The sequence below is a fragment of the Georgfuchsia toluolica genome (assembly GCF_907163265.1).
In the GTDB taxonomy this organism is placed as follows: Bacteria; Pseudomonadota; Gammaproteobacteria; order Burkholderiales; family Rhodocyclaceae; genus Georgfuchsia; species Georgfuchsia toluolica.
In genome coordinates this window covers 2,220,849-2,237,239 of record NZ_CAJQUM010000001.1, presented here as the reverse complement: position 1 = coordinate 2,237,239, position 16,391 = coordinate 2,220,849, and the positions used below count along the sequence as shown (strand labels likewise).

13 protein-coding genes are annotated in these 16,391 nt (G+C 58.7%); 8 read left to right on the top strand and 5 right to left on the bottom strand.

Annotated elements, in window-relative coordinates; genetic code table 11:
* The first annotated feature begins 13 nt into the window (after window positions 1-13).
* Complete coding sequence (locus tag K5E80_RS10510; protein WP_220636105.1) at window positions 14-823, top strand: prepilin-type N-terminal cleavage/methylation domain-containing protein; 810 nt, start codon at window positions 14-16, stop codon at window positions 821-823.
* 235 nt (window positions 824-1,058) lie between these two features.
* The gene (locus tag K5E80_RS10505) at window positions 1,059-2,381 is read left to right on the top strand and encodes an adenylate/guanylate cyclase domain-containing protein (protein WP_220636104.1); all 1,323 of its coding nucleotides are present in this window, start codon (window positions 1,059-1,061) and stop codon (window positions 2,379-2,381) included.
* Between the two features lie 22 nt (window positions 2,382-2,403).
* Here K5E80_RS10505 and K5E80_RS10500 read toward each other — a convergent pair whose 3' ends face one another.
* Window positions 2,404-4,128 (bottom strand): ATP-binding protein, encoded by a 1,725-nt coding sequence (locus K5E80_RS10500; protein WP_220636103.1) that lies wholly within the window; start codon window positions 4,126-4,128, stop codon window positions 2,404-2,406.
* A 185-nt stretch (window positions 4,129-4,313) separates the two neighbouring features.
* Between K5E80_RS10500 and K5E80_RS10495 the strand changes: the two genes are divergently transcribed.
* The gene (locus K5E80_RS10495) at window positions 4,314-5,015 is read left to right on the top strand and encodes a prepilin-type N-terminal cleavage/methylation domain-containing protein (protein ID WP_220636102.1); all 702 of its coding nucleotides are present in this window, start codon (window positions 4,314-4,316) and stop codon (window positions 5,013-5,015) included.
* A gap of 439 nt (window positions 5,016-5,454) precedes the next feature.
* Here the strand turns inward: K5E80_RS10495 and K5E80_RS10490 are convergent, their stop codons facing one another.
* Complete coding sequence (locus tag K5E80_RS10490) at window positions 5,455-7,425, bottom strand: monovalent cation:proton antiporter family protein (protein ID WP_220636101.1); 1,971 nt, start codon at window positions 7,423-7,425, stop codon at window positions 5,455-5,457.
* 232 nt (window positions 7,426-7,657) lie between these two features.
* Between K5E80_RS10490 and K5E80_RS10485 the strand changes: the two genes are divergently transcribed.
* The 5 genes from K5E80_RS10485 to K5E80_RS10465 all read left to right on the top strand — a co-directional run bounded on the left by K5E80_RS10485 (window position 7,658) and on the right by K5E80_RS10465 (window position 11,174).
* The gene (locus K5E80_RS10485) at window positions 7,658-8,653 is read left to right on the top strand and encodes a KpsF/GutQ family sugar-phosphate isomerase (protein ID WP_246590942.1); all 996 of its coding nucleotides are present in this window, start codon (window positions 7,658-7,660) and stop codon (window positions 8,651-8,653) included.
* Window positions 8,653-9,174: a KdsC family phosphatase gene (locus tag K5E80_RS10480; RefSeq protein WP_220636100.1), complete on the top strand. Its 522-nt coding sequence runs from the start codon at window positions 8,653-8,655 to the stop codon at window positions 9,172-9,174. The genes K5E80_RS10485 and K5E80_RS10480 overlap by 1 nt, the downstream gene beginning before the upstream one ends.
* Entirely contained in the window at window positions 9,171-9,746 is a 576-nt protein-coding gene (gene lptC / locus K5E80_RS10475) for an LPS export ABC transporter periplasmic protein LptC (protein ID WP_220636099.1), read from the top strand. Before K5E80_RS10480 ends, lptC begins: the two co-directional genes overlap by 4 nt.
* The gene (lptA, locus tag K5E80_RS10470; protein WP_220636098.1) at window positions 9,743-10,282 is read left to right on the top strand and encodes a lipopolysaccharide transport periplasmic protein LptA; all 540 of its coding nucleotides are present in this window, start codon (window positions 9,743-9,745) and stop codon (window positions 10,280-10,282) included. Before lptC ends, lptA begins: the two co-directional genes overlap by 4 nt.
* A 328-nt stretch (window positions 10,283-10,610) precedes the next feature.
* Entirely contained in the window at window positions 10,611-11,174 is a 564-nt protein-coding gene (locus K5E80_RS10465) for a phasin family protein (protein ID WP_220636097.1), read from the top strand.
* 46 nt (window positions 11,175-11,220) lie between these two features.
* On the opposite strand, the gene K5E80_RS10460 is transcribed toward K5E80_RS10465, so the two are convergent.
* From K5E80_RS10460 to crcB, 3 genes are all read right to left on the bottom strand, one after another.
* A complete protein-coding gene (locus K5E80_RS10460; protein ID WP_220636096.1) occupies window positions 11,221-12,006 on the bottom strand; it encodes a competence/damage-inducible protein A in 786 nt (261 codons plus the stop codon).
* A 181-nt stretch (window positions 12,007-12,187) separates the two neighbouring features.
* Window positions 12,188-15,958 carry an ATP-dependent RNA helicase HrpA gene (gene hrpA / locus K5E80_RS10455; RefSeq protein WP_246590941.1) on the bottom strand — a complete coding sequence of 1,257 codons (3,771 nt, stop codon included), beginning with the start codon at window positions 15,956-15,958 and terminating at the stop codon, window positions 12,188-12,190.
* On the bottom strand, window positions 15,955-16,338 hold the full coding sequence (gene crcB, locus K5E80_RS10450) for a fluoride efflux transporter CrcB (RefSeq protein ID WP_220636094.1): 384 nt from the start codon (window positions 16,336-16,338) through the stop codon (window positions 15,955-15,957). Before crcB ends, hrpA begins: the two co-directional genes overlap by 4 nt.
* Window positions 16,339-16,391: the final 53 nt, after the last annotated feature.

Here is a 16,391-nt window from a genome sequence, read left to right as displayed (position 1 = left end):
TTCGCTATCTCAAATGAGCCGGACTATCAAAATCCAAACACATGAAAGACAGCAGGGCTTCACATTAGCGGAACTAGCGGTGGTGCTGGTCATCGTCGGCCTGCTGCTGGGCGGATTGATGATGCCGCTGTCTGCGCAATATGACAGCCGCTATCTCAACGATAACCAAAAAACCCTCAACGACATTCGTGAAGCACTAATCGGTTTTGCTGCCGCCAATGGACGGTTACCCTGTCCGGCCCAGCGCAACATCGCCACCGCGACGGCCAACGCCGGGGTAGAAGCAGTTACTGCGGCCGGCGGACCCTGTGCCTGTTCCGCCGTTACCAGCGGCATAGCCGCCATCGGCGCCACAGCATGCAATGAGAACGTGCCTGGAGGTGTAACCGGGGTGCTGCCTTGGGCCACTCTCGGGCTACCCGAAACAGACGTTTGGGGAAATCGTTTTACGTACCGTGTTACGACACGCTTCGCCCGCGTCGCAAGCGGACAAAACGCTTTCGGTGGAGGTTGCTCACCCACTACTCCTCCAACATCCGCCGCATTTGCGCTTTGTTCTGCAGGCGACATCACGATATATGCCACATCCGGCGGCACTGCATTGGCCAGCAACGTGCCGGTTGTCGCCCTTTCCCACGGCAAAAACGGTGTCGGGGCATGGACAACCAGCGGGATTCAGATTCCCGGCGCAACAGGTGACGAGCTGGAAAATGCCAATGGGGATGATAGCTTCGTCAGCAACACCAGCATCGACGACCAGTTGATCTGGGTATCCCCCAGCATCTTGATGAATCGCATGATCGCCGCCGGCAAGCTACCTTGAACTCGCCACCCGGATTCTGTATTTTGAAACTTGAATCTTCAAAATGCAGGGATTAGGACTTGCCCGCAGCGCCACCTGGATCGTTTCGGTTCCCGCGCTTGATGCAGCGCTGCAACGCGATGGCAAAAGACCTTATTTGTCCCGAAAAACGCCGCCTTGACCCTCACCATCATTTCCTGAGACACTTGCAACCGGCTCGCATATCCCCCGAGAGCATCCAGGTATTCCATCTTCCATGAACCACGCTCCGCCTCCTGACGTTGTGCAGTCCTTCACGGAACGCATACGCAACGCGGGTATCAAGCCCGGTGACAGCGAGCAGGAACGAATCAACAAATCCCTGCTGGTATTCGCGACCGGGCTGTTCAGTTTCGGCTCGATGGTGTGGTTGTCGATGTATTGGATACTCGGGCCCCAGTTCGACTCCACCTGGTCGCTCGTTTTCGAACTGGCGCTGGTCGGCAATCTGTTGCTGTATATCAAGACGGAAAATTTCGATTTCTTCCGCGCCAGTCAACTCGCCCTGTTCCTGTTCGCGCCATTCGCGATGCAATGGGCCATCGGCAATTTCATCACCGCAAGCGGCGTGATCCTGTGGGGGCTACTGGCCCCCTTCGGCGCCATCCTCTGCTTCGGCGTACGCGAGTCGATCGCATGGTTCATTGCCTGGGTAGTACTCACCGCGCTCTCCGGTTTCGTCGACTTTTATCTCGCCGACGGGGAACTGGCCGGGCACAGCGTGCCGGTTCGCACCAGCGTTGTTTTCTTCGCGCTGAATTTCATCTCAGTGGCAACGCTGATCTATACGCTGCTGCGCTACTCGATCAAGGAACAACAAAAAGCCGCACACGCGCTCGAAGATGCTCACGCCTTGCTGCAGCAGGAACAGGTGCGTTCCGAGAAATTGCTGTTGAATACCTTGCCGGGACCGATCGCTGAGCGACTCAAACATTCCAATCAAACCATTGCCGACGGCTATGCCAGCGCCTCGGTGATGTTCGCCGATATCGTGGCATTCACCGAGGTCGCCGCCGGAATGACGCCGCTCCAGGTATTCACGATGCTGAACAGCATCTTCTCCGCCTTCGACGAACTGACCGAGAAGTATGGGCTGGAAAAGATCAAGACCATCGGCGATGCCTATATGGTGGCGGGAGGCATCACGGACGGCACGGAGGATCACGCCGACAAGATTGCGGACATGGCGATGGAAATGCGCCATCTGCTGCATCGCGATTTCATGGTTAATTCCTCCCCCCTCAAAATGCGCATCGGCATCGGCAGCGGACCGGTCATCGCCGGCGTGGTGGGCAAGAAAAAATTCATCTACGATTTGTGGGGCGACACCGTCAACATTGCCAGCCGCATCACCGCCGAAGGCGCGCCGAACACGATCCATTGCGACAGCAAGACCTGGCGCCTGCTGCATGAGCGGTTCGAGTTCGAAAAACCGGAAATGATCAATCTAAAAGGCATCAGCAGCATGTCGGTGTACAAGCTGGTCGGGCGAAAAAGTAAGGGCAAGGCTCAAGATACAGGGTTCAAGCTTCTATCTTGAGTCTTGCCTCTTGAACCTTGAATCAGTACCGCAGGCTGAAGAGAACTTTCCCTGGAAGATTGCTGCTTAACACGAGTGCATAACCAGCCATGTTCGCCAGCCGTGCCAACTGGTAAAGGCCGATGCCCAAGCCGTTTTCCGAAGCTAGTGGGCGGAGACAGATATCCCGTGCCAGTTCGTCCGGCAGGGCCGAGCCGCTGTCGCGTACCGACAGGACGGGCTGCGTGCCACGCATGTCGAGCGCTATCACGATGTCGATGTGCGGCTCGACCGCGCGCTTCTCCAGGGCGTTTTGCAGAAGATTTTCGGCGGCACTGGTAAATAATGCAGAGGGAAGCTTGCCGCCCGGGTCGCCGTGCAGTTCAAAGCTAATGTCGCGTCCTTCATAACGCGCGCTCAGTTCGCGCCACCACCTTGTGCCGGTCATCGATTCCTCTTCCCTGGCATCATCAGGCGCACGCAGCTTGTCCAGCGTCTGCTGTAGGCGCTGGGTAATCAGCGGCAGTTGACGGCGCAGCAGAGGTTGGGCCTTGGGATTCGCTTCATCGTCTGCGCTGCCGATTACAAACAGCAGCGAGTGCAGCGATTGCAACAGGTTCTTGACGTCGTGAGTGACACGCGCCCCGGTTTCATGGACGGCCTGCATGTAGGCCATCTCACGCAATTGACGACTGCTTTTTTTCTCGCTGTAAAAACGCGCCACCAATTGGGTCACCAGGTTGAAATGCCACACCATGACCGGCGGCAGTTTCTGCTGAGTTGCCAGTGTCAACGCCAGTTCTCCCTGCCGGAACACGGTTTTCACGCCACCGGCTTCGATACCTGTCCTGGTGTCGGATCGGGCTGCACCGACAGACCACGAACATGCCACCACCCAGGGCAGCTGCTCCACCAGACTATGGCAGGCGCGATCAAGGAAGCGATGCGGATCTTCTTCTTCTTCGGCCAGATCAGCCAGCGAGCGCAACCATTTCTCGAAGGGCAAACCGATGGACAGCATGTAACGCGAGGCAATTGCGCCCAGGCGCGAAAACCCGGCAACCGGATTCCACAGCCAGCTGGCTATCAACAGCATGACGGCGGCGGTAAATATCACGGTTATCAGTGCCTGGATGTAGTCGATCTGCCGCAGCAACATCAATGATGTGCTGCCCAGCACCAGTACCGACAACATGAGGGTGACGAACAGGCTGTACACCAGATCGATGGCTTCACGTTGCGCACCCTGCTCGCTTCCCTCCGGCAACAACACCATGAATACCAGCAGCATCGCCCCACCATAATCCGCCAACCACGACAGCAGCGCTTCGTTCGCCACCGACCCGGGAATGATGCGGGGCAGCACATGAAACAGGAGCATCACGATCAGATAAGACAAGGACATCAGATAGAACCATTTGACCCCGCCCTGGCTGAAGAAAAATATCCGCCCGCCGACAATGCCGCCGAGCAGGATCAGCCACACGACCAGCAGTACCGATGGCGCGTCGAGCAGGGCGATGACGATGCCGATGCCGATCCATACCAGATGCAGCGCGCTCACCCTCGACTGGGCATTGATGAAGGGCTGCCAGAGCAGAAACAGTGCGAAATGCAGCAGCAGCGGCACCCGGTTATAGGGCGGCGGGATGAGGGGCATCAGGCGCAGATGCAACAAGGCGAACATCAACACCAGCAGGAATTGCCGGCGGGATAGGAGCCATTGCACTGCCTTGGGAGAAGAAAAATGATCGCCGCCGCTATTCATGGGCCGATTCTAATCGCGGGGCCGAAATCCCGCCTGAGCGGAGTATGGCCAAATTCATGACACCACCGTCCACAAACCGGACAACTCACGCGGATTAGCGGGCCAATCGCCATCCTAAACAGCATTTCCCGCGTGGCATGGATTCTGCTATATTCCTGCCGGGCAACACCTACAGGAGAAATAAGATGCCTCGCAAACAAGCTGGTTTTACCCTGGTCGAAATCGCCATCGTGCTGGTCATCATCGGCCTGCTGCTGGGCGGGGTGCTCAAGGGGCAGGAGCTGATCAATAGCGCCAAGATCAAGAACGTGATCAATGATTTCACTTCGACTACAACTGCCATCTATGGGTATCAGGATAGATATAAAAGACTCCCAGGAGATGATGAAGGAACGACGCGTTGGACCACCAGCAACGCCGCTTTTGGAACAGGGAAAATCATCGGTGACCATGATGGAGTCATAAACACCGCCGGGGCAGATTGTGTGTTTACCTCTAACTCTGGCGACACTAATGAATGCTATACGTTTTGGGTCGATTTGCGGCAAGCGGGATTCATCACCGGTAATTTGCTGGATGGACCGCCGCAAAACGCCTATAGCGGCGTATTGGGAATCATGAACGGTCAAGATGCATTCCAATCGGCGGCCGGTGCCGGCACTGGCTTCAAGGGCCCCATTATTTGCGAGTCCAATATTCCGGACAAAGCCGCGATTGCCATAGACAACCAACTCGATGACGGTAATCCATCTACAGGCAGCATCAGGGCAGTATTGCAGACCGGGGCTACAACGCCAGCTACACTGGCTCAGATAAATGGGGTAGCCGCTCCTGCAGCGTACGATGAAAAGGGAACGAACTATTACACAATATGTAAATCCCTGTAAAACGGAACAATGTTCAAAAGCCCGCTCCGGCGGGCTTTTTTATTTCCAAGAGAAATAGGGGACAGACCACGATTATTTTCTGATAATTTGAAATTCTCAGGGGTTCCGCCATGCCCCGCCGCACACGGCTATCTCTCCCTGGCACATCATTCAGCGCGGCAACAATCGTTCGGTCTGCTTTTACTCCGAAGGAAACTACCAGTTCTACCTGAACACCCTCAAGGAGTTTGCCGACAATGCTGCGAGCTGCACGCCTATATGCTGATGACCAATCATGTTCATTTGCTCATGACTCCCGAACGCACAACAGCGCCGGGCTGTTGATGAAATGCCTGGGGCAGCGCTACGTTCATACCGTTCGTGTTGAGCTTGTCGAAGCACAATGGCCTTCGACAAGCTCAGGCGGAACGGAATTTATGCTTTGGACTTGCGGACCTTATTATTTCCCCGTCAGCAATCTCTCTTCACTCGCCGTCAGCGCGGTCGGGACGCCCAGCAGCACCACCACGTCGCCTTCGATAAGAATCTCATTCATGCCGCGGCTGCCACTGGCGCCGCGACGGCGTATCGCGGATATCGAGCAGCCCAGCGCATCAAGCTGCAACTCCGTCATGCTCTTGCCGATGGCATGGGCGCCCTGACCGAGGATGATCGAATGCAAACGCGGCTGATCGTCATCGGACAGATGCTCTCCGGTATCGCTGGCGCCGTGGAAGAAGCCACGCAGCAGGCCATACTGTTGTTCTCGAACCTCGCGCAGGCGACGGATGACCTTGTGCATGGGAATGCCGAGCAGGGCTTGTGTATGTGTCGCCAGCATGATGCTGGACTCAAGGGCCTCCGGCACCACCTCGGTCGCCCCGGCGGCGGTGAGACGCGCGACATCGCGCTCTTCGGCCGCCCGCGCGACCACAGGAATTTCCGGCCGCAGTTCGCGCACGTGCGACAGCACTCGCAGTGCAGCTTCGCAATCGGCGAAGGTAATCACAACGATATGCGCTCTGGCAAGGCCTGCCGCGATCAGGGTTTCGCGTCGCGCGCAATCGCCGTAGCTCACCGCTTCGCCGGCCAAAGCGGCATCGCGGACGCGCTCCGGATCGAGATCGAGCCCAATCGTAGAAATTCCTGACTGGTCCAGGAAGCGCGCCAGATGTTGCCCGGTGCGCCCGTAGCCGCAAAGAATCGCATGTTTTTCGGCGCCCATCGAAAGGGCGGCAATCTCGGTCAACTGCATCGAGCGCGACAACCATTCCGAGGCGACGAAGCGCAATACAATGCGATCAGAATAATGCACGATCAATGGCGCCAGCAGCAGCGACAACACTACTGCCGCCAGCACCAGTTGCAAGAGTTCGCTCGTGACCAGATCAAGTTGCCGAATCTGCGCCAGCAGCACGAAGCCGAATTCACCTCCGGCGCATAGCCACAAGCCGGTACGCAGCGCTGTTCCGGACGAACTGCCCAGTACGCGTGACAGAAGCCCGGCGAGGACAAGTTTGACCAGCAGCAACCCCGCCAGCAGCAGCAGCACCCATGGCAGGTTGTGCAGCACGACGCGCAGGTCGAGCAGCATGCCGATGGTGATGAAGAACAGGCCGAGCAGGATATCGCGGAAGGGTTTGATGTCTTCTTCGACGCGATAGCGATATTCGGTTTCGGAAATCAGCATGCCGGCCAGGAAGGCGCCCAATGCCAGCGAGAGGCCGGCCAGTTCGGTCAGCCAGGCCAGGCCGAGGGTGATGAACAATACGTTCAGCACGAAAAGTTCGGACGACTTCTGCCGTGCCATCATGAAGAACCAGCCATGCATGAGCCGGGGGCCGAAGAAAATCACAATGCCCAGCACAGCGGCGGCCTTGAGCACGGCCAGGCCGAGCGCCCCAAGCCATTCGCCTCCCGGCTGGGAAATAGCGGGCACCAGAATGAGCAGCGGCACGACAGCCAGATCCTGAAACAGCAGGACGCCCACCACCTCGCGTCCATGCCGCGATTCGAGTTCCAGCCGGTCGCCAAGCAGGCGCGACAGGACGGCGGTCGACGACATGGAAAGCGCGCCGCCCAAGGCCAGACCGGCGCGCCAGTCGAAGTCGGCAAAGCGGGTGATCAGCATGGTAATGGCTATCGTTGCCGCCACCTGGACCGTGCCCAGGCCGAATACCAGCCGCTTCATCGTATGCAGGCGGGCTAGCGAAAATTCGAGGCCGATCGAGAACATCAGGAACACCACGCCGAATTCGGCGAGCTGGCGCGTTCCCGCGGAATCGGCGACGAGATTGAGCGCATGCGGGCCGATAACCGCACCGACGATGAGATAACCCATGACCGGCGGCAGGTTGAACGAACGAAACACCGCCACCACCAGCACTGCGGCGGCGAGCAGGAACAATACGGATTCGAGCGATGTGTTCATCGAGCGGAGCAACAATGGCAGATTGTTATAATCACCGTCATCATAACCGCCCTCCGGCCCATACATAACGCTTATGCCTCGGTGACGGCACCCTTGATGATGAAAATACGCAAAGGCAAATTAAACGCCCCCCACCCCCGTCCCCGCCCCAAGGCGGGGCTACCATTCAGCTCGCTGCGCTCGATTATTGCCGGGCGCTCCGTGGCCACATATCTTTCGCGCTAGGCTCAGCATGGCCACCTGCACGCCCCCACAACCGAACGCGAATCGCGCGCTTGAGATGGCGCGCCGCGTCCTCCGTATCGAGGCCGACGCGGTCACCGCGCTATCGCAGCGGCTGGATGCCAGTTTCATCCGCGCCACCGAGTTGATCCTGCACTGCCATGGGCGCGTCATCGTCAGCGGCATCGGCAAATCGGGGCATGTCGCGCGCAAGATCGCAGCCACCATGGCGAGTACCGGTACCCCGGCTTATTTCCTGCATGCCGCCGAAGCGATACACGGCGACCTGGGCATGCTGACCCGCGACGATGTGCTGATCGCCATTTCCAATTCGGGTGAAGGCGACGAACTGTTGACGATTGTTCCCCTGGTCAAGCGCCAGGGCGGCCGCCTGATCGCGATTACCGGCAAGCCGGACTCGGCGCTGGCCAGGGAAGCAGATGTGCATCTCGATGCCGGTGTTGCCGAAGAAGCCTGCTCGCTGAACCTTGCCCCCACCGCCAGCACCACGGCAGCCCTTGCGCTTGGCGATGCCCTCGCGGTGGCACTGCTCGACGCGCGCGGTTTCGGCCCCGAGGATTTTGCGCGCTCTCACCCGGCCGGCGCCCTGGGCCGCAAACTGCTCACCCACGTGCGCGATGTGATGCGGGCGGTGGACGAAGTGCCGACGGTGACAGTCGATACCCTGATTCCGGCGGCGCTGCTTTCCATCACGCGCGGCGGCCTTGGCATGACCGTGGTGCTCGATGCCGATGGTTGTCTGGCGGGCATACTGACAGATGGCGACCTGCGCCGTGCCCTGGAAAAGCGGGGCGACCTGCGCCAGATTGGCGTTGGCGAAATCATGACCACAACACCGCGGTCCATTGCACCGGAACGGCTCGCGGTCGAAGCCGTGGAAATGATGGAACAGTTCAAGATCAACCAGCTGCTGGTGCTCGATGGCGGCGGCCGATTGCTCGGCGCGCTCAACATGCACGATCTCTTCAGGGCGAAAGTCATCTGATGAATGCCGTAGCCAAAGCCGCGCGCGTTGCGTTCATGGGCTTCGATGTCGATGGTGTTCTCACCGATGGCACACTCTACTATTCCGCACGTGGCGACGAGATGAAAGGTTTCCAGGCGCGCGACGGCCACGGCATCAGGATGCTGGCCGATGCCGGCGTGCAAATCGCCATCATCACCGGGCGCGAATCGGACATCGTGACGCAGCGCGCCAGGAACCTCGGCATCAGTCTCGTGCTGCAGGGGATCGACGACAAGCGCGCGGCGATGGAAAATCTGCTGGCACGGCTTGGCCTTGGCTTCGAGCAGGCGGGTTATATGGGCGATGATGTGGTCGACCTGCCCTTGCTACGCGCCTGCGGATTCTCGGCCACGGTTGCGGATGGGCATCCGCTGCTGCTGGATCGCGTCGATCATGTCAGCCCATTCAATGGCGGGCATGGCGCCGTGCGTGAAGTGTGCGAGTACCTGCTTGCCGCGCAGAACAAGCTGGACCCAGCCCTGGCCCGGTACCTCGCATGAGAAGCCTCGGCACTGTCGCATTCCCCATTGCGCTGGTTTCCTTGCTCGCAGCTCTGACCTTCTGGCTGGAACGTGCGGCCAATCCGGAAGACCCGGTGCGCAAGGCGCAGAAACGCCACGACCCGGATTCCATTGTCAGCCAGATCGATGTCCGCCATTTTGATGCCAGTGGCTTGCTGAAGCAGTCAATGCTGGCAGACAGCATGACCCATTACCCGGATGACAACAGCACCTGGGTCGACAAACCGCAGCTGACTTACTTCATGGGCCAGCAAACGACACAACTGCTCGCCAACACGGCCCAGGTCAGCCATGACAACAAGCAGGTATTGTTGCGCGGCGACGTGCGCCTGATCAAGCCGTCAATTGATGATCGCCCCATGACTGTCATGCAAACCGAGGCATTGACGGTATTTCCCGACGACAATATCGCACAGGGCAATTCACGCACCACCATATTGCAGGGAAAAAGCGTCGTCAGCGGCGACAGCATCCGCTACGATGGAAATACCAGCATCACCATCCTTTCGGGGCGAGTCAAAGGTACCTTTTACCGGGTGAAAAAATCATGAACATGAAACTTCTTCCGTTGTTTGTCTTCATCATCTCCACTACCGTGCATGCCGAACGTGCCGACCGCGACAAACCCATCAACCTCGATGCGGACAAGATCACTGTCGACGACGCGCGCAAAGTGCATGCCTTTGAAGGCAACGTGCAATTCACCCAAGGTACCCTGGTCATCAAGGCCGACAAGATCATTGTTACCCAGGATGCCAATGGCAATCAGGCCGGCGTAGCCACGGGCGGGTCTGGCGGCTTGGCGCGGTTCAGGCAGAAGCGCGAAGGCCGCGACGACTATATCGAGGGCGAAGCCGACCGTATCGAAAACGATTCCAAAACCGATAAATCGGAACTCTTCGGCCATGCGAAGATACGTAGTGGACTCAACGAGGTGCGTGGCGAATACATTTCGTATGACGGCAGGACGGAAAATTACGTTGTCACAAACGGTCCCGGCGGCACGGTGGCACAAGGCCCCAAAGCCGGACGAGTACACGCGGTCATTCAACCCAAAAACAAGGATGGAGCCAAACCTGCCCAATAAACGAGGACTTCCACACGTTTAAGGCGCCAGCGGCCTGCTGGCGCCTTTTTAATTTCCGCATTCGCGAAAATGTGGCCACATAAGGGTAGCTTCTTCTTGAAATTAGAATATCAATACATTGATATATATTGATAAATATTTTTTACGCTTCTTTGTTGCATCGCATCAAAAAAGTGTTGACATCTCAATTTTCGCTCCTATAATTGGCATCAATGGTGCATTGCAACATCCCGGAACGAGGTAGTAGCGGAAGGGTGCCCCAATAATCGAATCACCGGATTTTGTTCAGAACCACAGCATCTGACTACATCTTATTGGAGATTACATCATGGCCTACGCAATTCCCGACCAAATTACCGCCGCCAACAAGGCCGGCATCGAAACCCTGTTGACCCTGGCCAACACCGTTTTTGCCAGCACCGAGCGTCTGGCTGCGCTGAATCTCAACGTTGCCCGTTCGGCAATCGAGGATTCCGTATCCAGCGCCAAGGGCCTGTTCGGCGTCAAGGATCCGCAGGAACTGATCGGCTACCAGTCCTCGCTGACCCAGCCCGCCGTTGAAAAGGCCGTCAGCTATTCGCGTAGCCTGTACGAAATCGCTTCGCAAACACAGGAAGAAGTGGGCAAGGTTTTTGAAGCCCAATTCGCCGAGCTGAACAAGACCGTGAGCGCCGCGCTTGAGCAAGCCGCCAAGAACGCCCCAGCCGGTTCCGATGTCGCCGTTGCAGCCATGAAATCCGCCATGGCTGCCGCCACCTCTGCTTACGACAGCGTGGCCAAGGCCGTGAAGCAAGTGACCGAAATGACTGAAGCCAATGTTGCCGCCGCTACCAACGCGACGGTCAAGGCTGCCGGTGCCGCGACGCCGAAGTCGAAGAAGGTCGCCGCCTGAACTACTGAATCAACCGTCTCCTCCTCCAGTCCGCAACGGACTGGTTTTAAGCCCCAGTCTTAGGACTGGGGTTTTTTTTATCTACGGTGTAGCTGAAGCCGAGGGTAGCGACCTCCCTGCACATATCCTCAAATGCCGAGTCTACTTGCGCGGGATCACCGCGCACCCCCAGTTCGACATGCGATGGCGTCGTTGCGTCGCCAAACGACGGCAGGCTGAATACCAGCAGCCCGGCATAATCCTGCTCCAGCCGCCTCATCAAGGGCAACAGTGTGCCTTCATTGCCGCCCAGGATGATGATCGATTTTTCCGCCTCGGCCTTGCGATGAAAAAGATCGCGGTAATAGGTATCGAGCACCCATTCGATCATCGGCCACGCCATCTCCGGAAAACCGGGGACGAAGTGATGATCGCGCAAACTGAAACCGGGAATACGATTAACCGGATTCGGTATTATCCGGCTGCCTTGAGGAAAAGCACCGAACTGGAGCATTTCGTCCGTCACTTCGCGCTTTCGCTCGATGCTCATGGCACGTATCTCCCGCTCGGCAGCGGGATGCACTTCCAGCGGCAAACCCGCCGCATCTGCCGCGCATCGGCGCGTGCGATCGTCCGGCGTAATGCCGATGCCGCCGAAGCTGAACACCACGTCGTTCGTACCGAAACTTTGCCGCAGGACTTCGGTAAGACGGACCGGATCATCGCCAACGTAGGTTACGACATCGAGCCTCAATCCTCGCCCTGACAGCAACTCGCGGGTTTTCGCGAAGTGTTTATCCTGGCGCTTGCCGCGAATGATTTCGTCGCCGATGATGATCGCTGCGAATCCCATAAAAGCCTCCACAAAAACCCCTAAACCATTTAGCCACAGAGGACACAGAGTGCACAGAGAAAAGCAAAATCAAAAAACCAAAGGACATGCTTTCCGTTTGCCAGACTCAATTCATTGTCTGATGTTTTTGACTTCCTCTGTGTTCTCTGTGTCCTCTGTGGCCAATTGCCTTTTCGTTGTCCTACCTCGGCCGTCCATCCCACATCTTCTGCAACCGCTTTACCGATACCGGTGACGGTGTCCGTAATTCCTGCGCAAACAGCATGACGCGGAGTTCTTCCAGCAACCAGCGAAATTCTTGCATAAATGCATCCGCTCCACCGCTGCGCAGTAGTTGCAGGTGCTCGCGCTCAAACTCCCTGGCGACGGCCCGCCACTCGCCCATCAGGCGAACATCACGCGCGGGGTCGGTGCGCATCTTGTCGAGGCGCAAGTTGACGGCCTTGAGGTAGCGCGGAAACTGGGAGAGGCGCTCGTAATCCGTCGTCATGATGAAACCCTTCGCCAGCAGTCGGTCGATCTGTGCCGAAATATCGGTGCACGCCGGGCCGAAGGCTTTCTGCGCAGCGGCCAGTTTCTTTTGCAATATCTGATATTCCGCCAGCATTGAACCGATCAGGCGCGCGATTTCCTGTGCCACCAAGACGAAACGCGAACGCGCGGCGGACACGCGGGCATCGAATTCGGCGCGGTTCACCGGTAGCGGCGGCGTCATGCAGACGCGGTCGAGCGTCGCGAACAGCAACTGCTCCTTCAGCTCATTCTCGGAACCCATGGCCATGAACTGCAAGGCCAGATCGCGCAGGCCGGGCAGGCCCTTCTCGATGTACTTCACCTGCTCCTTAAGCGCGAACGTGAACAGACGGCGCAGTCCGGCACGGTGCATTGCGCGCGCCTTGTCCTCAGTGTCGAACGCGCGCAATGAGACGCTCGTTCCCTCGTCCACCAGCGCCGGGAAACCGACGGTCGTCCTTCCCGCCACCTTGATTTCGAGCAGATCAGGCAACTCTCCGAAAGACCATTCGGTCAGTTCCAACAGCTCCCCTTCGTTCTCGGTGCCGGAGGGAATGCTCATTTCCGCAGCGGCATAACTCTGTGCCACACGTTCGCCGTATTGGTTCCTTAGTTCGTTCAGGGAATGCGAGAACCCCAGCGTCCCGCCATGCTCATCGAGCAGGCGGAAGTTCATGGCCAGATGCGGCCGCAACTCGCCGGGCCGGAAGGCGTCGAGCGGCAGTTTCATTGCGAGCGTTTCTTCCACCGCAGTGCCAAGCGCGCGAACCAGTGGTTCGTCCTTGTCATGAGAATTTTCGCAAAACTCTCCGGCAAAGGCATCAAGCGGCTGCAGGCGATGGCGGTACTTTTGCGGCAGGGTCTTCAACAGCGCCACCACCTTCTCCTTCAGCAACCCCGGCACCAGCCACTCGCACCGCGTCGCCGGTACCTGATTCAACAGGGCAAGCGGCACCGACAGGGTAATGCCGTCATCCGCCGCGCCGGGGTCGTGCTTGTAGGCCAGCGCGAGTTTCTGTCCGCGGACGTCGACATGGGGCGGAAAGGCGTCGGTGGTGATGCCCGCCGCCTCGTGCCGCATCAGTTGTTCGCGTTCGAGATAGAGCAGCTTCGGCTCGGCCTGCTCGGCCTCGCGCCGCCAGTGTTCGAAGGCGGCAAGCGTGACGATGCCCTGCGGCAGCCTGGCGTCGTAGAAAGCGTGGATTAGCTCTTCATCGACCAGCACATCGGGGCGGCGCGATTTGTGTTCGAGATGTTCGATGTCGCGCATCAGCTTGCGGTTATGCTGAAAGAATTTCCATTTGCGCGACCAGTCCTCATTGACTTCGCCATTCACCAGCGCGGAGCGGATCAATATCTCGCGCGACAGCTTCACATCGCGCGGACCGTAGTGGATGCGCCGCCGCGCGTAAATGACAAGACCATGCAGGGTCGCGCGTTCCCAGGCCGCGACCTGACCCGGCCCTTTCTCCCAGTGCGGTTCAAAGACATGGCGCTTGACCAGATGCGTGCCGACTTCCTCCAGCCATTCCGGCTCGATCTTCGCCACGCAGCGCGCAAACAGGCGCGAGGTTTCGACCAGTTCGGCGACGACGATCCAGCGCCCGGCTTTTTTCACCAGACTGGATCCGGGGTGGATAAAAAACTTGATGCCGCGCGCACCGAGGTAATGCGGCTCGTCCTCGCTCTTCAGGCCGATATTGCCGAGCAGGCCGGTCAGCAAGGCCTTGTGGATCGCCTCATAGGAAGCGGGCAACTGGTTCTCGCGCCAGGAATGTTCATGGCATAGCGTGGCCAGTTGTCCATGCACATCGCGCCATTCGCGCAAACGCATCCATGAGACAAAATTCTGCCGGCACCACTGGCGCTGCTTGTTGCTGCTCTCGTGCTTCCAGATTTCTTCACTGTCCTGCCACAGTTTCAGCCAGGAGAGGAATTCGGATTTTTCATCCTTCCACCTGGCGTGCGCCTGATCGGCGCTGCCGGCCTGCTCCTGCGGCCGGTCGCGCGGATCCTGCACCGACAAGGCCGACGCGATCACCAGCATTTCCTTGAGGCAGCCTCGGTCGCGCGCCGCCAGAATCATTCTTCCGACCTTGGGATCGAGCGGAAGCTTGGCCAGTTCGCTGCCGACCTTGGTCAATTGCTTGTCGTCATCGACCGCACCGAGTTCGGCCAGGAGTTGGTAGCCATCCGCGATCATGCGCGGTGCCGGCGCTTCGAGGAAGGGAAAATCCTCGACATCGCCCAGCTTGAGCGACTTCATGCGCAGGATCACGCCCGCGAGCGAGGAACGCAATATTTCCGGTTCGGTGTAGGCCGCGCGCTTGTTGAAGTCTTCCTCATCATAAAGGCGAAAACAAATGCCGGATGACACGCGCCCGCAGCGTCCGGCACGCTGCTTCGCCGCGGCCTGCGATATCGACTCGACCTGCAACTGCTCGACCTTGTTGCGGTGGGAATAGCGTTTGACGCGGGCCAGGCCGCTATCGATCACATAACGGATGCCGGGCACGGTGAGCGAGGTTTCGGCGACGTTGGTCGCCAGCACCACGCGGCGGCCTTGGTGTGGGGCAAAGACACGGCTCTGCTCCTGCGCCGTCTGTCGCGCGAACAGGGGAAGTATTTCGAGTCCCGGCGCACTTTTGCCAAATGAGTGTTTGCGCAAGGCTTCCGCCGCCTCGCGAATTTCGCGCTCGCCGGGCAGGAATACCAGCGCATCGCCGGGCCCCGCCCGGTGCGCTTCGCTCACCGTATCGACGATGGCGTCGTTGAGATCACGCTCGCGGTCATTGTCAAACGGGCAATAGCGGGTTTCGATCGGATAGAGGCGGCCCGACACCTCGATCACGGGTGCGCCGTCGAAGTGTTTTGAAAATCGCTCCGCATCCAGCGTTGCCGAGGTCACGATGACCTTGAGGTCGGGGCGCTTCGGCAATAGCTGCTTGAGATAGCCGAGCAGAAAGTCGATATTCAGGCTGCGCTCGTGTGCCTCGTCGATAAGGATCGTGTCATAGGCCCGCAGCAGCGGGTCGCGCTGTGTCTCGGCAAGCAGGATGCCGTCCGTCATCAGCTTGATATAGGTGTCAGGCGAAACCTTGTCGGTAAAACGTATCTTGAAGCCGACGTAGCGGCCGGGTTCGCTCTTCAGTTCCTGCGCGATGCGCGTAGCCGTGGCGCGCGCCGCGATACGGCGCGGCTGGGTGTGGCCGATCAGACCGGCACAGCCGCGCCCGAGTTCGAGACAGATCTTCGGCAGTTGCGTGGTCTTGCCCGAACCCGTCTCGCCGCAGACGACGATGACCTGATGTTCGTTGATCGCCTTGGCAATCTCGGCGCGCCGCACATTGACCGGCAGTGCCTCGTCGTAGGCAATGGCCGGACGCGCACCAAGACGCAAACGCAGGCGCGCCGCAATTTGTTCTTCGCGGGGATTCACGCCGCGAGTCGGTGGATGGTCCAGATGCCGAGCAGGGTCATCAGCAGCGAGCCGCCAACATGCAGGCCGATGGCGCCGAACGCCCAGCCCCATTCGGCGCGCTGGATCAGGGAAACGACTTCCGCCGAAAAGGTGGAAAACGTCGTCAGTCCGCCGAGAAAGCCGGTGATGAAGAACAGGCGCAACTCCGGCGACAGTTCGACATTGAGGTGAAACACCGTGACGGCGGCGCCAACCAGATAACCGCCGACCAGATTGGCCGCCAGCGTGCCCATCGGCACCGCCGGAAACAGCGGGTTGAGCCACAGGCCCAGCACCCAGCGCAACCAAGCGCCAAACGAGGCGCCGATGCCAACCGCCAATAGTCCGATCCAGTTCATCGGCTCAATTTTATCCGACCCGGTAGAATTGCGGCTTCGCACCAATCATTACT